The 17,220-nt window shown below is 39.8% G+C and carries 15 protein-coding genes; 11 read left to right on the forward strand and 4 right to left on the reverse strand.

The window, feature by feature from the left end:
* Position 1 precedes the first annotated feature (1 nt).
* Together E7X57_RS07835 and E7X57_RS07840 are read left to right on the forward strand one after the other, a co-directional pair.
* On the forward strand, positions 2-838 hold the full coding sequence (locus tag E7X57_RS07835) for an NAD(+)/NADH kinase (RefSeq protein ID WP_135612366.1): 837 nt from the start codon (positions 2-4) through the stop codon (positions 836-838).
* A 69-nt stretch (positions 839-907) separates the two neighbouring features.
* Positions 908-2,086: a homocitrate synthase family protein gene (locus E7X57_RS07840; RefSeq protein ID WP_135612368.1), complete on the forward strand. Its 1,179-nt coding sequence runs from the start codon at positions 908-910 to the stop codon at positions 2,084-2,086.
* A gap of 111 nt (positions 2,087-2,197) precedes the next feature.
* On the opposite strand, the gene E7X57_RS07845 is transcribed toward E7X57_RS07840, so the two are convergent.
* Positions 2,198-2,740: a TIGR00288 family NYN domain-containing protein gene (locus E7X57_RS07845; protein WP_135612370.1), complete on the reverse strand. Its 543-nt coding sequence runs from the start codon at positions 2,738-2,740 to the stop codon at positions 2,198-2,200.
* A gap of 381 nt (positions 2,741-3,121) precedes the next feature.
* Between E7X57_RS07845 and E7X57_RS07850 the strand changes: the two genes are divergently transcribed.
* The 3 genes from E7X57_RS07850 (at position 3,122) to E7X57_RS07860 (ending at position 6,694) form a co-directional block, all read left to right on the forward strand.
* Positions 3,122-4,768 (forward strand): DUF835 domain-containing protein, encoded by a 1,647-nt coding sequence (locus E7X57_RS07850; RefSeq protein WP_135612371.1) that lies wholly within the window; start codon positions 3,122-3,124, stop codon positions 4,766-4,768.
* Positions 4,769-4,787: 19 nt separating this feature from the next.
* Positions 4,788-5,933, forward strand: coding sequence for a hypothetical protein (locus E7X57_RS07855; RefSeq protein ID WP_135612373.1), 1,146 nt, complete (start codon positions 4,788-4,790; stop codon positions 5,931-5,933).
* Positions 5,934-6,001: 68 nt separating this feature from the next.
* A complete protein-coding gene (locus tag E7X57_RS07860) occupies positions 6,002-6,694 on the forward strand; it encodes an ATPase domain-containing protein (RefSeq protein ID WP_135612375.1) in 693 nt (230 codons plus the stop codon).
* 38 nt (positions 6,695-6,732) lie between these two features.
* Here E7X57_RS07860 and E7X57_RS07865 read toward each other — a convergent pair whose 3' ends face one another.
* Positions 6,733-8,838: an ATP-binding protein gene (locus E7X57_RS07865; RefSeq protein WP_167880939.1), complete on the reverse strand. Its 2,106-nt coding sequence runs from the start codon at positions 8,836-8,838 to the stop codon at positions 6,733-6,735.
* A gap of 441 nt (positions 8,839-9,279) precedes the next feature.
* On the opposite strand from E7X57_RS07865, the gene E7X57_RS07870 reads away from it, so the two are divergent.
* On the forward strand, positions 9,280-9,972 hold the full coding sequence (locus E7X57_RS07870; protein ID WP_135612379.1) for an ATPase domain-containing protein: 693 nt from the start codon (positions 9,280-9,282) through the stop codon (positions 9,970-9,972).
* Between the two features lie 42 nt (positions 9,973-10,014).
* Here the strand turns inward: E7X57_RS07870 and E7X57_RS07875 are convergent, their stop codons facing one another.
* Together E7X57_RS07875 and E7X57_RS07880 are read right to left on the reverse strand one after the other, a co-directional pair.
* Complete coding sequence (locus tag E7X57_RS07875; protein WP_244603661.1) at positions 10,015-10,698, reverse strand: diphthine--ammonia ligase; 684 nt, start codon at positions 10,696-10,698, stop codon at positions 10,015-10,017.
* A gap of 10 nt (positions 10,699-10,708) precedes the next feature.
* Positions 10,709-12,211, reverse strand: a complete 1,503-nt coding sequence (locus E7X57_RS07880; protein ID WP_167880940.1) for an asparagine synthase — start codon at positions 12,209-12,211, stop codon at positions 10,709-10,711.
* 272 nt (positions 12,212-12,483) lie between these two features.
* Here E7X57_RS07880 and E7X57_RS07885 point away from each other — a divergent pair, with 272 nt between their 5' ends.
* From E7X57_RS07885 to purQ, 5 genes are all read left to right on the forward strand, one after another.
* The gene (locus tag E7X57_RS07885; protein WP_371413190.1) at positions 12,484-14,757 is read left to right on the forward strand and encodes a hydrophobe/amphiphile efflux-3 (HAE3) family transporter; all 2,274 of its coding nucleotides are present in this window, start codon (positions 12,484-12,486) and stop codon (positions 14,755-14,757) included.
* Positions 14,758-14,897: 140 nt separating this feature from the next.
* On the forward strand, positions 14,898-15,512 hold the full coding sequence (locus E7X57_RS07890; RefSeq protein ID WP_167880941.1) for a tetratricopeptide repeat protein: 615 nt from the start codon (positions 14,898-14,900) through the stop codon (positions 15,510-15,512).
* A 122-nt stretch (positions 15,513-15,634) separates the two neighbouring features.
* A complete protein-coding gene (locus E7X57_RS07895; protein ID WP_244603640.1) occupies positions 15,635-16,180 on the forward strand; it encodes a CDP-alcohol phosphatidyltransferase family protein in 546 nt (181 codons plus the stop codon).
* A gap of 87 nt (positions 16,181-16,267) precedes the next feature.
* Entirely contained in the window at positions 16,268-16,516 is a 249-nt protein-coding gene (gene purS / locus E7X57_RS07900; protein WP_091690769.1) for a phosphoribosylformylglycinamidine synthase subunit PurS, read from the forward strand.
* Entirely contained in the window at positions 16,517-17,212 is a 696-nt protein-coding gene (gene purQ / locus E7X57_RS07905) for a phosphoribosylformylglycinamidine synthase subunit PurQ (protein ID WP_135612388.1), read from the forward strand. It abuts the gene before it with no gap.
* Positions 17,213-17,220 lie beyond the last annotated feature (8 nt).

Genomic DNA, 17,220 nt, shown 5'->3' on the forward strand with positions numbered 1-17,220 from the left:
AATGACCATCAAAAAGATAGGGATAGTATCGCGGTGTGACCATGAAGATGCACTTGAGATGGTCAGAAATATCGTGGAGCACTTCAATTCAAAAGTTGATATATCCATAACTCCTAAAACTGCCGAGCCCCTGCATCTGCATGATGTAAAAATTACACCTGTAGAGGACATGAGGGAAAAAGGTGTCGAACTTCTGATATCAGTAGGAGGAGATGGCACCGTACTTCGCAATATTGCCCGCATGGAGGACCCCCTTCCAATATTAGGCATAAATATGGGAACACTTGGATTTCTTGTAGACGTAAATCCTTCAGAGGCAATTGAGACCATTGAAAAGGTGCTAAAGGGCTTCAAGTACAGTGAACGTTCCCGCCTTTCCGTCAGTCTCAACGGAGAAAAGATACCACCTGCAACCAATGAAGTTGTGCTCACAACTGCAAGACCTGCAAAGATACTTACCTTCAGGATCACTATCGATGACCGGAAAGTGGAAGATATACGTGCCGATGGCGTTGTTATCGCCACCCCTACCGGATCTACTGCATATGCAATGAGTGCTGGCGGACCGATCATTGATCCGAACGTCAATGCAACGCTAATTGTGCCCCTTGCACCTTTCAAGTTATCTTCAAGACCATGGGTGGTCCCTGCAGAGAGCCTTATCAAGGTCGAGATGATCATTCCGGAAAAGGAAGCGGCCCTTGTAGTTGACGGCCAGTACACCCATACCATACAAGAGAATGATGTTGTTACCCTTACAATGTCCAATTTCCCCGCAAGATTTGTAGAAACATCTGCAAGCGGTTTTTACGAGAGAGTGGAGAGCAAGCTCAGGTAATTAAAAAGTAGGGCCAAAACCTACATATTTATATATTGCTTTCTCAAACAACGAGTGGGAATCAATACTATGTCAAACACTGATTATTATTCCAAAAATGAACTTATGAACTTCATCGATATGAAGCCCCTTGACATCGAGATATGTGATGTGACATTGAGGGACGGTGAACAGACCCCAGGCGTAGCTTTCACAAAGGAAGAAAAGATCGATCTTGCAACGGAGCTTGACGCCATAGGCGTCGAGGTTATCGAAGCTGGATTTCCTGTGGTATCCAGTTCTGAGAAAGAGACCGTCAAAGAGATCAGCAATATGGGTCTGGACTCAAATATTTGCTGCCTTGCACGCTCTGTGATAAGTGATGTTGACGCAGCGATCGATTGCGATGTTGATATTGTCAGTATATTCATTGCAATGTCAGATCTTCATTTAAAGTTCAAGTACCACAAAAGCTGCGCAGATGTGTTCAGCTGTGCAATGAGCAGTATTGAGCATGCAAAGGACCATGGACTTAAGGTCAGGTTCGCAGCCGAGGATGGAACCAGGACCGATGTGGAAACTCTTAAAAAAGCATTCATTGCAGCTGAAGAATACAAGGTAGATTATGTCAGTATCGCAGATACTATTGGCATTTTAAGCCCTGCAACTACCCATTATCTTGTTTCTGAGATCAAAAAAGTGGTCAATACACCTATCTGTATCCACTGCCATGATGACCTCGGAATGGCAACTGCAAATACTCTTGTAGCTGCAGAGGCCGGTGCAAAGCAACTGCATACCACGGTCAATGGCATTGGTGAAAGAGCAGGTAATGCTTCCCTTGAAGAGTTGCTTGTTGCATTAAGGGTACAGCATGGTATTGAAAGATATGATACTACAAAGCTTACCGGGATCTCGAACAAGCTTCAGGAATATTCCGGATTACCAATTGCTGTCAATAAATCCGTAGTTGGCAAACATGCATTTACCCATGAGTCAGGGATCCATGTAATGGCTATTCTGGAAGAACCGCGGACCTACGAACTATTCAGTCCAGAAATGGTAGGCGGAAAACGCAATCTCATAGTAGGCAAACACACCGGGAGAAAGGCGCTTAAAGGAATAGTTGAGGATCTTGGCTATAACTTAGGCCATGATGAACTCTGTGATCTCATTCTTAAGGTAAAGAACTGCACCGAGGTTAAAAAAGGATTATCTCGTGAAAGGCTGGAAACTCTTATCCAAAATGTCCGATCCCATCAGGAGTAAATTGAAATTATACTTTCAGAATATCGATCGAAGTTAAAAAAATCGTTTTAGAAACTGCATGTGAAACCATTTGCATGCAGAATATCTATTGATATAGACTCGTATGAAACATTAAATTGATACGAATCTTTTTTTCTTTATATTTTCAGCCTCTTCCTCATCGTGATAGTTCATCTGGTTGTTATCAAGTATTACAACATAATCAGAGGAGTTACGTAGAGCTGTTGAGAATCCGGGTTCAACGCCAAAGATAATGGTTTCCTTTCCATGTTCGTTGGCCTTGCTTAGAAGTGGTTTGAAATCAGCATCCCTTGTTACCAGTGCAATAGTGTCAATTGTCGGGTTATATACAAGCTCCATCCCCTCCACTGCAAGACGTACATCAACATCACTTGAACAGATGATAGGTTCAAAGCCATTGTTCTCTATTGCCTCTACAAGTTTGTCCGATGCATACTGGTTTAAGAACACCCTGCCGATCTTTACATTACCATATTCTTTTAATACATCACGTATCTCTTCAAGGTTTACATTAAATTCCTTGCGTAGCACATTAGGGCCGTCAACAAGGAGTCCTATGCGCCTCCTATCGGTTTCCTTTTTTGTACTAAGATATTTTACAATGGAATTAAATCCAGTTTTAACGTTCTGCATGCTTCCCTCAATTTTATTACTAATATAATAAATTCCCTAATAGATTATAATGATTATGTTAGTTGGGCATTGCATTATCTATGAAATTGGATCACACCTGAATTACAAGTGATCGAAATAAATTGCAACATGTCCCTCCATCCCTTCCTTTTAGGAAATGAGCAACTATTATTTAGTATCTCCGCTTGATATTATTACCTATACCAAATGGAAATTGAGAATATTTATTTAATAAAGGACATCAGCCGGGAAAATAAGAATCATGGTAACATATTTATTAAAAGAGACCATATTTAATTCAATATATTTAAAGCATTTTTCGCCAGGAAATTCTAATATAGAGCTTGGTGCCCACTACAACTAATTCAAGGTGATCATGACTTGACAAACAATTTGCCAAAAATATTGGTCGTAGATGATGAGATAACAAATCTTGAAGTTATGGAAGCCTATCTTTCAAATGACTATGAGATTGCTATGGCTACTAGTGGTAAAGAAGCATTAGAGAAGGTCAAGCAATTCGAACCTGACATTATACTACTTGATATTCTTATGCCAATGATGGATGGTTTCCAAACCTGCAAGATGCTCAAAACCGATGAAGAAACAAAGTTCATCCCAATAATCCTTGTTACAGCACTATCTGAAAAAGAAGATAGAATAAAAGGCATTGAAGCAGGTGCGGATGAATTTCTTACCAAACCCATTAACATACTGGAACTTAAAAGCAGAATAAGGTCCTTGCTCAAACTAAAACACCAGCACGACCTGTTACTTGAAGAAAGAGACACAGCACAGAAGTATCTCAATATAGCAGGTGTTCTAATACTTGTACTTGATAATGATCAAAACATCATTGAAATTAACAACAAGGGTTCCAATATACTTGAATGCTCCAAAGAAGAAATAATTGGTCTTAACTGGTACGACAATTTTGTTCCAGAAAAGTACCGAAATGAATTTAGGGAACGTTTCAACACCCTTATGGCAAATTTGAACAGAGATGCATGTGATGTTCGTGAAAAAATTATAATGACAAAAAACGGGAACGAAAAAATACTTTCCTGGAATGCCATAAAGTTAAAAGATAAAAATGGAACTACTTATGGAATCCTTTGTTCAGGCGAAGATATAACGTTACGGAAAAATGTAGAAAATAATCTTAAAACAGCGAATGAGCATTTAGACCTGCTTATTAAGATGTCACCAATTGCTACAATTGTCATTAATGAAGAAAACAAGATCCTGAAAGCTAATAAAAGTGCAGCTGAACTTTTGGGTTTTGAAGTTACTGATATGCTTGGCATATCAATATCAAAACTTGTTTGTGACAACCAGAATATCGAGTTTACTGATAAAAAAGATTTTACATTAGGTATTTTAAAGAAAAATGGAAATTCTATCGAGCTTAATGCATCTACTTCTCTTATAACGAAAAATGATGATGAAAAAGAATTGATCATCAGTCTCCAGAATATATCAGAATTACGTGGTCTTTTGATCGATCCTTCATTAGAAAAACCTTCACTTGAAGAAAGCGGTGATATAAGCGACCTACCCAAACTTGAATCCGGATATACATATATCCAGCATGAAGATGACAGCATGGGTGCATATGAGATATTTTCAAAGATGGTCAAACAGGGTAATCCAGGTCTTTGTATCACCAGAGAAAACCCTGCAAAGATCAGGGAGAAATATAATATCCAGACAACCCCGATCGTCTGGCTTACAAAAAATAAAAGCTCAGAATCCCCATCTATAGCACCCTCAGAAATATTTAAACTCCATCCAACGATCGAAAATTTCATGAAAAAAGCACATGATGGAATCATACTTGTTGATGGCCTGGAATATCTGGTCCTTGAAAACGATTTTAAATCTGTGGTCAAGTTCATCGAGCAAACCAATGACAGCATAATGGTATCAAGTTCCAGATTGATCTTCAATATTGATTCGAATATCTTCGAACCAAAAGAATACCATCTACTAAAGAGATGGATGAAACCGTTAGAAGAAGAAATTTAAATCGGTAAAAGGTTACAAAATGGAAGCTGAAATTTCATATGCTATCGATTTACCCCAAGTAATAAACAGCATGAATACCCAGGTTTTTTCATGGGAACATGGTGTTGTTAACTTTACAGATAATGAAATTTGGTTCCCTACGGAAACCAGCTGGAAAGTGATACCATTCCAATCAATAGAAGCCGTGGGAAGTGATATTTCCCCGGCAGTTATCAATGATATCCGTAAAGAAAGTGGATATTTTGATGAGCTGATGGTGAACTATAAGAAAAGCTCGTTGTTTGGTTCTTCGCACATAAGGCACTCAATGATCCTCGCAGGTAATCCACAAGATCTTGCACAAATAAAAGACCATTTAATTGAAAAAATAGGTTTACGAATTAATACTAACTTTGAAGGGCTAAAAGAAGAAGAAATAAAGCTTTTGAGCTTGCTCGCAACCGGAACAAAAGATATCAATAGTTACTTACCACTGATATCTGAGGACAAGAATGTACTTCAACGTGCTTTTGATACGCTTAAAAGAAGAGATATGGTAAATGAGTCTGCAAGAATAACACAGCAAGGTCAATACTATCTTGAGAAGACAAAAGGAATATCTAGCACCAACATTGAAAACCCTATTCATTTTGAACTTGAACCGGAAATAGAAGCAGAAACTCAGATAGTATCCAATAGCTTAGACCCAAAGGACACTATGGTCCAATTCACAAAGAAATACGAATATTCCTTTACATCAGGCTCTGTTTTCCTGGAAGATCTCTGGCGTTACATAATGGTACCGGAAATAAAAGACATCGGTTTGAAAGTGTCAAATATCAACAAACCTTATATTCACATACAAACCCGATCCGGCACATTAATTGATATCGAGTGCGAAAACTCACAGGTCATACTTGCATTAGAAAAAATATTTAATGCAAAGGAAAACATTCAGATCAGATTATTGACATCCCTCTATTTAGGGATCAGGGAAGATTACAATATAGCAAATACATTGTATTTTGAACCGGACTACCTTAATTCACAATTAAACGAGTTAATTGATAACCGACTTATTGAAAGTGATAAGACCTTATCAAATAATGGTTTTGAAACTATCAGACATACACTGAACTTTGAAAGAAGCGTTAGTCCGGAACATTTCAAAAGGACTTTACAATAACAACGAATACAACTACATAAGTCTGAGAATATTATCAACAAAATCCAGTACAAACAATGGTGGTATTAGTGAGATTTATAGATACAATTGAAGGCCTTGATGACATATTTGAAAACGATATACCAAAAGGAAGTGTAGTCCTAATAACTGGTCCGCCAGGAAGTCTCAAATCAGGACTGACCTTCTCTATCCTTTCCAAATATCTTGATAAAAGTAATGAATTTGGCATATACATAACTCTTGAGCAAAATAAACAAAGTCATCTTAAGAATATGGAAAGTATGGGAATAGAAATTTCAGAGAATCTAACCATATCAGATTTTACAGACTACAGGCTTCAGTATGATGAATTTTCAGGTGATCTGCTAAACCTTATCGAGACAAATATCATCCAGTATAAACATAAATTGGGAGATAAGTTTACATGTTTAACATTGGATTCACTGGGTGCACTTTATTCCCTGATGGATGTTGAACCACGTCTTATGAGGAAACGGCTTTATCACTTGTTAGAACCACTAAGGAGAGAAAACCTTACAACGTTCCTGATCCTGGAAGTAGCTGATCCAAATGGACCTAATCATGACTTTGAGGGTTATCTTGCAGATGGTATAATTGAACTGGGCGTTCACACGAAAGATGACAGTACAAACCGCTTCATAAGAGTTAAAAAAATGCGTGCATCAGCTCATAACATGGACCCTTATATCCTCACAGTCTCAGACGATGGACTGCAGATATACAGAGGAACTATATTCTGATCCATTCTCAGGAGATCATCAACTCAATTTAAAATTGATCAAGAGGATGCGTTTTCAGGATAAAGCGGAATATTAAACCCGAAAGTGCTTCCTGTTCCAGGTTCACTTTCAACCCAAACCTCACCACCATGCATTTCGACAAAGTTCTTGACAATAGCAAGTCCAAGACCGGTGCCTGCATATTCGCGTGAGTTCGATGAACCTAGCTGGCTAAAGGGATTGAATAGTTTCTCCAGATCACCCGATGAAATACCAGGCCCACTGTCTTTTACAAAAGCAGAGATCATTTTATCGGTCGTATCAATACCCATTGTAACAGATCCTCCATAACCAGTGAATTTAATTGCGTTGCTTAACAGATTGTAAAGTATCTGTTTGAATTTTACAGGATCTACTTCGATAACAGGATCATTAATATTAATAATATAGTTTATTTCGATCTCTTTCTTTATTGCAAAAGGAAGCATTGTGCATTTTATTCCTTCGATTAGATCAGCAAGAACAAACTTCTCAGGAGCAAAATCCATCTTACCAGCATCGATCTTCGAGAGATCCAAAAGATCATTTATCAACTCTAAAAGATGTTTTCCATTTAGGGAAATGTTTGAAATGTACTTCTTCTGAGTATCATTTAGTGTATCAAATGTTCCATAATTAAGCAGATCTGAAAAACCAATGATCGAATTAAGAGGAGTCCTTAGTTCGTGACTGATATTTGCAATGAAATCGCTTTTTGCCTGATTGGCAGCTTCAGCAACACGTTTTGCATTTTGCGCATCTTCTTCTGCTTGTTTGGTTTTGGTGATATCAGTAAAGATCGTAGCAAAATATCCTTTTTGGGGAGAATATGCAGAAATATCAAAAAATTTGTCTAGTATTTCCGAATATTGTTGAAATCGTAGATTTTTTCCGGTTAGTGCAACATCCCCATACTTTTTAATGAAAGGTGTTTCTTCAATGCCCGGTAACACTTCTGTAACACATTTTCCGATTATATCATCGCGCTTTAAGCCTGTCAAAATCTCAAAGGCATTATTAGCATCAATAAATGTATAGTCCAGAACTTCACCATCATCATCGGTAATAATTTTGTGAAGGGCAAAACCACTTATGGCATGTTCAAAAAGTTCACGATATTTTTTTTCGCTTTCCTTCAGCTCATTTTCCATACTTGTTCGCATTGTTTCTGCCTGCTTACGTTCAAGTGCAGATCCTATAATGTGGGATGCCATATGGAGAATAGCTACATCTTCTTCATCAACCTCGACAATATCCAGAACATTATCCAGTCCAATAAAACCAGCAAGTTCATTGCTCACGTACAGAGGCACAACTATCAACGATTTTATACCTTGCATCTCGAGTATCTTTTTTTCTGCCGATGCCTCACAGGGCAAGGTGGAGATATCTTTAATGCGGATCGAATCACCATTATGAAGCTTGTCCATCCACCAGGGGAACATATCAGTTGGAAGTCCCTGAAGGTTTTCTTTTTGTGATTTTACTTTTTCAAAACAATATTCATGTGTGTTGTCCATCGAAGTTCCATTATCAGAAAATAGAAATACATAACTTCTACTACTTCCAAATAAATGACACATTTTCTCTAGAGCAAAATTAATATTATGATCTATATTTTTGTTAGAGGAGAACATCAAAGAAATAGATGCTACAGTTCTTTCAATCTCAAGTTTTCTTTCGATGAGCAGATTTACTTTTTTTATTTCTGAAATATCGTCTATAATCAACAAGACCTTTGGATTGTCTTTTTGGTGCACATAAGTTGTTGATATCGTTAAATTGTGTGTTAAAACACCATCATTGGTCTCCAGGTTCATTTCAGCTTCTTTTTTGTAAATGCTTTCCCCGGTTTCAAACGTGTGAATTAGAGAATTTCGCAGAGTACAATCTGAGCACGCTTCATTTTTTCCACATCCATCCCCTATTAATGAATTGACACACCCTAACAGCTCCCCACCAAGAAGTCCAAATGATTTATCTCCTTCTTTTCCCAGAGCATCGGTCGTAGCACGATTAATAAATTCAACCCTTTCATCGTTATTCACAATGATTGCAATGAAAGGAACATTTTTAAAAATAGATATTATGGAGTCCGAATTCAGATCCATTTTTGATTGCGTCATATAGAATCCTTTGACAGATATATCTGTAACGTTTTTTTCTGTAAAAACCATATTTAATTATCCTATATATGATAGCAAAGATGTTGGTAATAATTGTTTAAACCACATATAAGTACCATTGGTAGTATAATATTATATCATTAAATCAATTTTCCGATAAAGAAACATGGAATTAAAGAATTTGATCGAACGGCAGACAGTCTTATGAAAATAAACAGAGAAGTAATAGTATATATTTAATAATATATTAACTTGGATGACAAAATATTTATAGATAGATACCAAACTCAGTGTGGTGGTTTCGATACGTATTTTAAGTGGAACTAAGAGCATCACTATCTCTTCAGATGCATCCATTCCATAAATGGTATTGAACGGCTTTTATACAAAGATTGATACTAAATTGATCTCGGCTAAAGATAATACAAAGGAATGATGTAAGTGAGATTTGTAGATACTATTGAAGGTCTTAATGAAATATTTGAAACTGATATACCAAAAGGAAGCGTAGTTCTGATCACTGGCGCACCGGGAAGCCTTAAATCAGGACTTGCATTCTCAATATTATCACGATATCTAAACGAATGTGATGAATTTGGTGCTTACATTACTCTTGAGCAAAGCAAGAAGAACCATCTTAATAATATGAAAAGTATGGGAATTGAACCTTCAGATAGCTTGCTCATATCGGATTTTACCGATTGCAGACTCCAGTCGAATATGTACTCAGGCGATTTGCTAAACCTTATCGAGACAAACATCATTCAACACAAACACAGACTGGGAGATAAGTTCACATGTTTGGTATTGGATTCACTGGGTGCACTTTATTCACTTCTTGACACCGACCCTCAGCTCATGAGGAAGCGACTTTACCACCTTTTAGAGCCATTAAGAAGAGAAAACCTTACTACTTTCCTGATCCTGGAAACAGCAGACTCGACTGGATTTAACCATGAATTCGAAGGTTATCTCGCAGACGGCATAATCGAACTGGGATTCCACACAAAAGATAATACTGCAAATCGCTATTTGAAAGTGAGAAAAATGCGCGCATCATCGCATAGTATGGACTCTCACATCCTAACCGTTTCAAACGATGGACTGCAGATATACAAAAGTACTATTTTCTGATCGGATAGGTTCGATCAAAATTATTTTTTCTAAAAATAAGGATTATTCTTTATCAACCAATTCCGCATTCTCAATTACAACGTTTGCAGTGTATTCATCGCGTTCGACAAGCCTGAACTGATTGATCTTTATCTTTTTTGTGAACATCGGGGCATCGGTGACAAAACTCTCAAACTCACCGCCTTCGCCTGCAATGTTCAGACCGATCTTCTCGTTAAGCTTCACAAGTCTATCCACATCATTACTTACTATTGTCTTGCCGACCCAGCTGCTGTTCAGACCATAAGCTGCAATGCTGCTGAAGATGAATTCAAACCCCTTATCCAGCAGCTCCCTCATCTCCTGCTCCTGATCAATGTGCCACAACGGAGAGAACGACTCCAGTCCAAGCTCATTGCAGATCATCTCTATCCGGTCCTTCTGGTAATTGGAATATAATGCACCGGTAACAATTCCGTCAATACTGAATTCTTCCTGCGCCTGCACAATGGCGTTCTTGAGATCTTCAAGCTCAAGTTCCTTCTCACCCTGAGTGAAGGTTTCCAGCAGAGGCAGTCCCATAGCCTCTGCCTGCAGTCTTGCCAGGTCGATATTTGGAGTGTGGAACATGTAAGAATCAGGATTTTTGCTCTTGATGGTGATCAGGCATTCTATAGAATGACCTCTCTCCTGCATAATATGCAATGCATAGTTCGAATCCTTGCCTGAACTGAAAAGAACACCCATTTTCACTCTATCATTCTCCTTCAAAACTACTGATATAATCGGTCTTGCTGTTAAACCCAGAACTTTTTGCCAGTTTTTTCAATGCCTGGTCGAAACGGCTTCCATATTGAGCAGCTTTTTTGCTGCGTTTTGTAATGATCTCTGGCAACCCAAGTTCCTCACCAACTCTGCGCAGGATCACTTTGTTCATGTCATCACACATCTTGAACTTATCCGGAATCGCCAGTGAGTACTCTACAAACCTCTCATCAAGATATGGAAGACGCAGTGTGATTCCTGTAAACGATGCAACAGTATCATCCCTGTACGTGTTCACCTCGTGCATTTCAAGGATATCCTTCAAACAGTCCTGATTTATGTTTCCGGATTGCTTGTAACGGTTATATCCTGCAAAAAGCTCGTCTGCACCGGCTCCTGCAAAAAGGACATTGATCCCATCCTCCTTCGCTGCAACACTTGCAGCATACATTGTCATTGCAACACCGGTCTTCGGGACACTGGCATCCTCGATCAGAGGTACTACCACCTTAAGGTATTCTTCAACGGTACCAAGGTCAATCTCATGGACCTTCAGTTCAAATCCAAGCTCTGAAGCTATCTTTTTTGCGCAGATTATATCCGGTGAGGAAGTATTACCGGAAAGTCCGACAGTATAGCAGGTAACAGAAACACCTTTTTCTTCGGCTACATCCTTACAAATGGATGCGAGGATCGTTGAATCGATGCCGGCGGAGAACATGACTCCAAAATCCTCATCAGGAACACGTACGGAAACGGCATCTTTCAGCAACTTCAGCAATTCGTCGCGTACAGAATCTTCTGAACCTTTAACCTCAGGAAGTTCGGAAAGGAAATCACGGTCATGAAACGTAATTGTTCTGTCACAGAGGTCATAGCATAAGATCTGCCGGGGAGAAAGTTCTTTTACTTCGGTATAACCTGCTTTTTCAAGGAATTTCTTCTCAGAAGCAAAAGCAAACCCTCCGGAAAGATCATACCAGAGAGATTTTACACCTATGAGATCCCTGACAAGATACACTTTGTCATCTGTCTTACAGGCAAATGCATAAACACCACGTAACTGACGAAGTGATGTGTCAAGAAAGGATAGAGTTTCCAATCGATCTAATTTACCTGCAACTGCTTTTTTAAAAATACCATTCAGGTAGAAAACAAAGAGTTCAGCATCATTCCAGATGGCATCAGCAATATTATCCCCATAACTTGCAGACAAATTTTCCCGGTTATAGAGATCAACATCACAAACAGCCATGATATCGTCTGTGGTTCGTAGAGGAAGCTTTATTGCAGGAACCATTGCAGGATCAAAGAAGGTGATCATGGAATCATCGGAAAACAGGCCAGAAATTTTCGATCCTGATGAGTGACTAAGAACTTCACCCTTTGTATAGATTAGAGCATCATAGTTCCCACGCCCTTTCATCTCCCTGAAAATAGCACAGGGAACTAAGCTCGCATCCCCCGTGCCATAATAACCTGCAATTCTGCCCATGTATTTGAAAGAACCTGTCAACCATATATCTATGTATCGGAAATATAAGAAGACATTCGAAAAGCAAACGATGAGGAGATTTCGCGGAAAATGAAAATGCATATGCACAAAAATATATAGCGTATCAACTCTTTTTAAACCAGCAGATAAATGTTCATGGACTCGTTCCGGTCTTACTACCGTCAAAAAAATATGATGAGGACTAAGGAGAGATATTTCTGAAAAAACTATTCGAAAAACTGGGCTTTTTTATTGAGAATAATGCCCTGCCGATCATTCTTGTAGCTTTTCTTTTCATAATCCTGTCTTTTAGCGGGGCCAGCCAGATCAGCATGGAATCAGGAACTGACACCTTTGTTGAAAAGACATCGCAACTTTACCAGGACTATGACCATCTTTTCCTTAACATATTCTACACGCAATCCATGGTAGTACTTGTAGAGAACGGTGATGTAACTGATCCGGAACTGTTAAAGGCCGTGGACCGTCTCGAGTACCTTTCAAACTCTATCGAAGGCGTAGTGGAAACCTCCAGTATAGCTTCCGTGATAAAGGAAACTAATTTCCAGACATCAGGAAGGTACGCCATACCGGATGAGCAGACACAGATAGATGATCTGCTCTTGATCGCAGGTCCCCAGTCATTGATGCCTGATAAACAACATACGGTTATCTTTGTAAAAGCAGCAGGAGACACAAATGAGAATACCCTCAGGGAAATTCTCAGAGAAGTTGAATTCGCAGCAGAATTTGCAGACTTCCCTCCTGAATATAGAGTAATAGTAACAGGTGATCCTGCATTCAATGTCGCAATGGAAGACGAGATGAATGCCAGTATGGGACCTCTGCTGCTACTCTCAGCCATTCTGATGATAATAGTGCTCTATCTGGTGTTCAGACATGTCAGGTGGCGACTTCTCCCCCTTGCAATCGTCTTTTTGGGTATAATTTACACATTCGGCGTAATGGGATATGTCAGGATACCCATGAGCATGGTCTCAATGTCTGCTTTCCCCATACTTGTTGGTCTTGGAATAGACTATGCTATCCAGTTCCATAATCGTATTGAAGAAGAGCTGGATAAAGGAGAGTCCGAATCCAAAGCTGTGACAGAGACTATCAAACATACAGGACCGGCAGTATTCATTGCACTTATCATAACTTCCCTTGGATTTGTTTCCCTTTTCACATCCTCGGTCCCGATGATACAGGATTTTGGCAAACTCCTGCTTATTGGAATATTCATGTGTTTCCTTGCATCCCTTTTTGTAGGGGTCACGCTGATCTACGGCCTGGATGTTCTTGGAAAGAAAAATCGCATTTACAGGAAATTAGCTTCCCTGAAACCTTCTATCAGCATAAGGAAAAGGAAAGAAGCGAACAGTAAGAATGAGGTGGATTCTCTTGAAAAACTTATAGAGAAGACCACTATGACAACGATAAAACATCCGGGAATAGTGCTTTTCCTTGCAGTGTCCCTGTGTATGGCAGGGTTCTACACAGATTCTCTCGTTCCTATACAGACAGATATGAAGACATTCGTCCCAACCGATATGCCTGCGCTTGTGGATTGGAACCACATGGCAGACGTCCTTGGAGGAGGGGTCTACCTAAATCTGATAATTAAAGTCGATGATACAGCAGATCCCGATGTTCTGCACTGGATGGATAGGTTCAGTGAACATGAGACAGAAGCCAGGAGTGACATCTATGGAGCTGACAGCATCGTTCCGATCGTTAAGGAAATGAACGGTGGCACGATCCCCGACAACAGGAATGATATACAGGCTATTTATGATCAGCTTCCTGAAGACGTCCGTAATAGATACATCTATAGCAATAGCATGCTCCTGCTGAACCTTGATATCGGGAACGCATGGGAAGGCCTTGGGATCAAGGGAATGGAAGAACTTGTGAACATTGTCAGGACGGATGTGATGTGGATGCCACCGCCACCGGATGTCAGTGTCACCATCACCGGAGATACAGTGACCTTCACAGAAGTAATTTCAGCATTGACAACAGGACGTGTTGCAATGACAATGCTTGGACTTTTTATGGTCTTTGGCGGGCTGATCGTTATCTATCGAGATTGGCTCAAAGCATTCACACCAGTAATTACCATGCTGATGGTCATCGGCTGGGCAGGAGGTATCATGTATATCATGGGTATCGAATATACACCGATGACCGCGACCCTCGGCGCGTTGATACTCGGAGTGGGGTCCGAATATGCGGTCCTGATGATGGAACGCTATTTCGAGGAAAAGGAGAAAGGGCACACGCCTATAGAAGCTATGCGCGAGGCAAGTAAGAAGATCGGAAAAGCGATCATCACCTCAGGTCTTACGACACTCTTTGGTTTCTCAGCATTGATAGCATCCCCATTCTCAATGAACAGCAACTTTGGTATGGTTACTGTGATCGATGTTGCACTGGCACTCCTTGCCACTTTCATCGTATTCCCGCCAGTACTCGTCTACCTTGACACCTGGAGGGACAGAAGATTGGGAAGAATAATTCCCGAAACCAATGAAGTATATTGACCACTGAATATATATTCTAAGCCTGCTCTATTAATTTGAAAGATATTTGTACGTTAAAGCATCCCAATTAATTTTTGGCATGCCAAAAAGCAAGTAGTTTTTCATATTTTTGTTCATAAATAAGAATGGAGTCATCTTTAATGGAAGGGAAAGAAAGAACAATAGAAGAACTGTTCAATCTTGGATTCCATGCCGAATATCCGGAAGAAAAGGTCGAATACTATTCTGCAGTACTTGAATCCGATTCCAGAGATCCTCTTTTGTGGAATGAGGAAGCATTAGCACTGGTGTGGACTAACACCGGGATCGCTTATTGTGATCTCAGTGAATATAAGAGAGCCGTTTACTGTTTTGAAAGGGCATTAGAACTTGACCCCCTTAATCCCGATATATGGTACAACAAAGGAATTGCACATTCATACCTCGGTTATCATAAAGAATCGATCGAATCATATTCAAAAGTCCTCGAGATCGAACCTAAATATGATAATGCATGGATAAACAAAGGAATGATCCATGACCTAATTGGAGAGTATGAGGAAGCCATCAAAAGTTATGAGCATGTCAATATCACAATGGAGCTCAATCCAAAATATGCCCTTACATGGAATAAGAAAGGCGTTGCATATTCCCACCTTGGCAAGTATGAGGAAGCTATTACCTGCTTTACAAAAGTTCTCAGCATGGACCCGGACTATGAAGATGCAAAAAACAATATGGCAAATGCAATGAAAAAGCTCAAAAACATTGCTTAACATGGCTTACAAATAACTTTAATAAGTACTTTCATCAATAATATCGCCCTATAGACAGAACTTGATAGCAAGAGGGATCAATTATTTTCAATGAACTAAAAGATACTATCAGAATCTCAGTTTTGCCGCTTGCAAAGAACATTCCGATCTCACCAAATATACTAACCATCATAGGACTTCTTATCAGTGGCATTGCAGCCCTTGAATTTGCCATAGGCGAGCTTATCATGGGCGCGGTCTTCATAATGCTAAGCGGCATCTTCGATGTTCTTGACGGTGCAGTCGCAAGGGCTTCAGGGAATATCACACCATTTGGAGGTGTGCTGGACTCGGTCTGCGACAGATATGCAGATGCTGTCATCTTTGCAGGCATCATTTATGGCTCGGTGAACGGAAGCATCCATCAGGCTACATTACTGCAGGCACCATTGTGGTTATGGTGTGTTCTCGCATTGATCGGCTCATACATGGTCAGCTATACACGTGCCAGAGCAGAAGCCGCAGGATCTACTTCGATGAACGTAGGAGTTGCAGAGAGGTCTGAAAGGCTTATTATACTGGTAGTGGGTGCAATCACAGGATATATTTTAATTGCAGTAGCCGTTATAGCAGTACTTGCACACTTTACCCTTGTGCAAAGAATATGGAATGCAAAACAAACATTATAAGTTAAAGTTGGATGTTAAAGCGATATTTTTAATTGCTTGATAGCCATTATACCCCTAATCACATTATAGCAAAAACAGAGGATCAAAATGCAATATCGTGCAGAAGTAACAATCGAGCTTAAGCCGGGAATGCTAGACCCGGAAGGTACCACTATTAAAAGGGCATTAGAGCACCTTGGATACCACACAAACGAACTGAGGACATCAAAGAGATACATAATTGACCTTGAGGAAGAGTCCAGTGAACTGGCAGAAAAGAAGGTTGATGAGATGTGCCAGAAACTTATCGCAAACCCGATCATACACAATTACACCATCGACATGAGGGAAGCTTAAATGACAATAGCCATCATTCAGTTTGGTGGAAGCAATTGTGATCTTGATGTTTTGCACGTACTGAAAGACGTTGTCGGAGTGGACGCAGAGCTTGTATGGTACAAGGAGCATGACCTTGACAGGTTCGAAGGCGCAGTGATACCCGGTGGTTTCTCCTATGGTGACTACCTGCGCGCAGGTGCTATCGCATCACGCACACCGATCATGGATTCCATCAAGAAGATGGCAGATGAAGGTAAGCCGGTAATGGGTATTTGCAACGGTTTTCAGATACTCACTGAATCAGGACTACTTAATGGTGCTCTTGCAACCAACATGTACCCGAAGTTCAGATGTGAAGGTACTTACCTGAGAGTAGAGACCACAGACTCACCATTTACTTCCGCTTTCAAGGAAGGCGAGGTGATCCGAATACCTATAGCCCATATGGAAGGAAATTTCTATGCTGATGAGCAGACCCTTTCAAATATGGAGGATGAAAAGCTTGTAGCTTTCAGGTATGTGGATAAAGATGGCAATGTGACCGATGAAGTAAACCCCAATGGATCACAGGAGAACATTGCAGGCATACTGAGCGGAAAAAGGAATGTAATGGGACTTATGCCCCATCCGGAAAGAGCATCTGAAGCCATTCTTGGCTCCGATGATGGTGTCAGGATGTTCCAGTCAATGGTAGAGTATATTAACAACAGGTAATATTACCT

Origin of the sequence: Methanococcoides sp. AM1, assembly GCF_900774055.1 — an archaeon.
Classification (GTDB): Archaea; Halobacteriota; Methanosarcinia; order Methanosarcinales; family Methanosarcinaceae; genus Methanococcoides.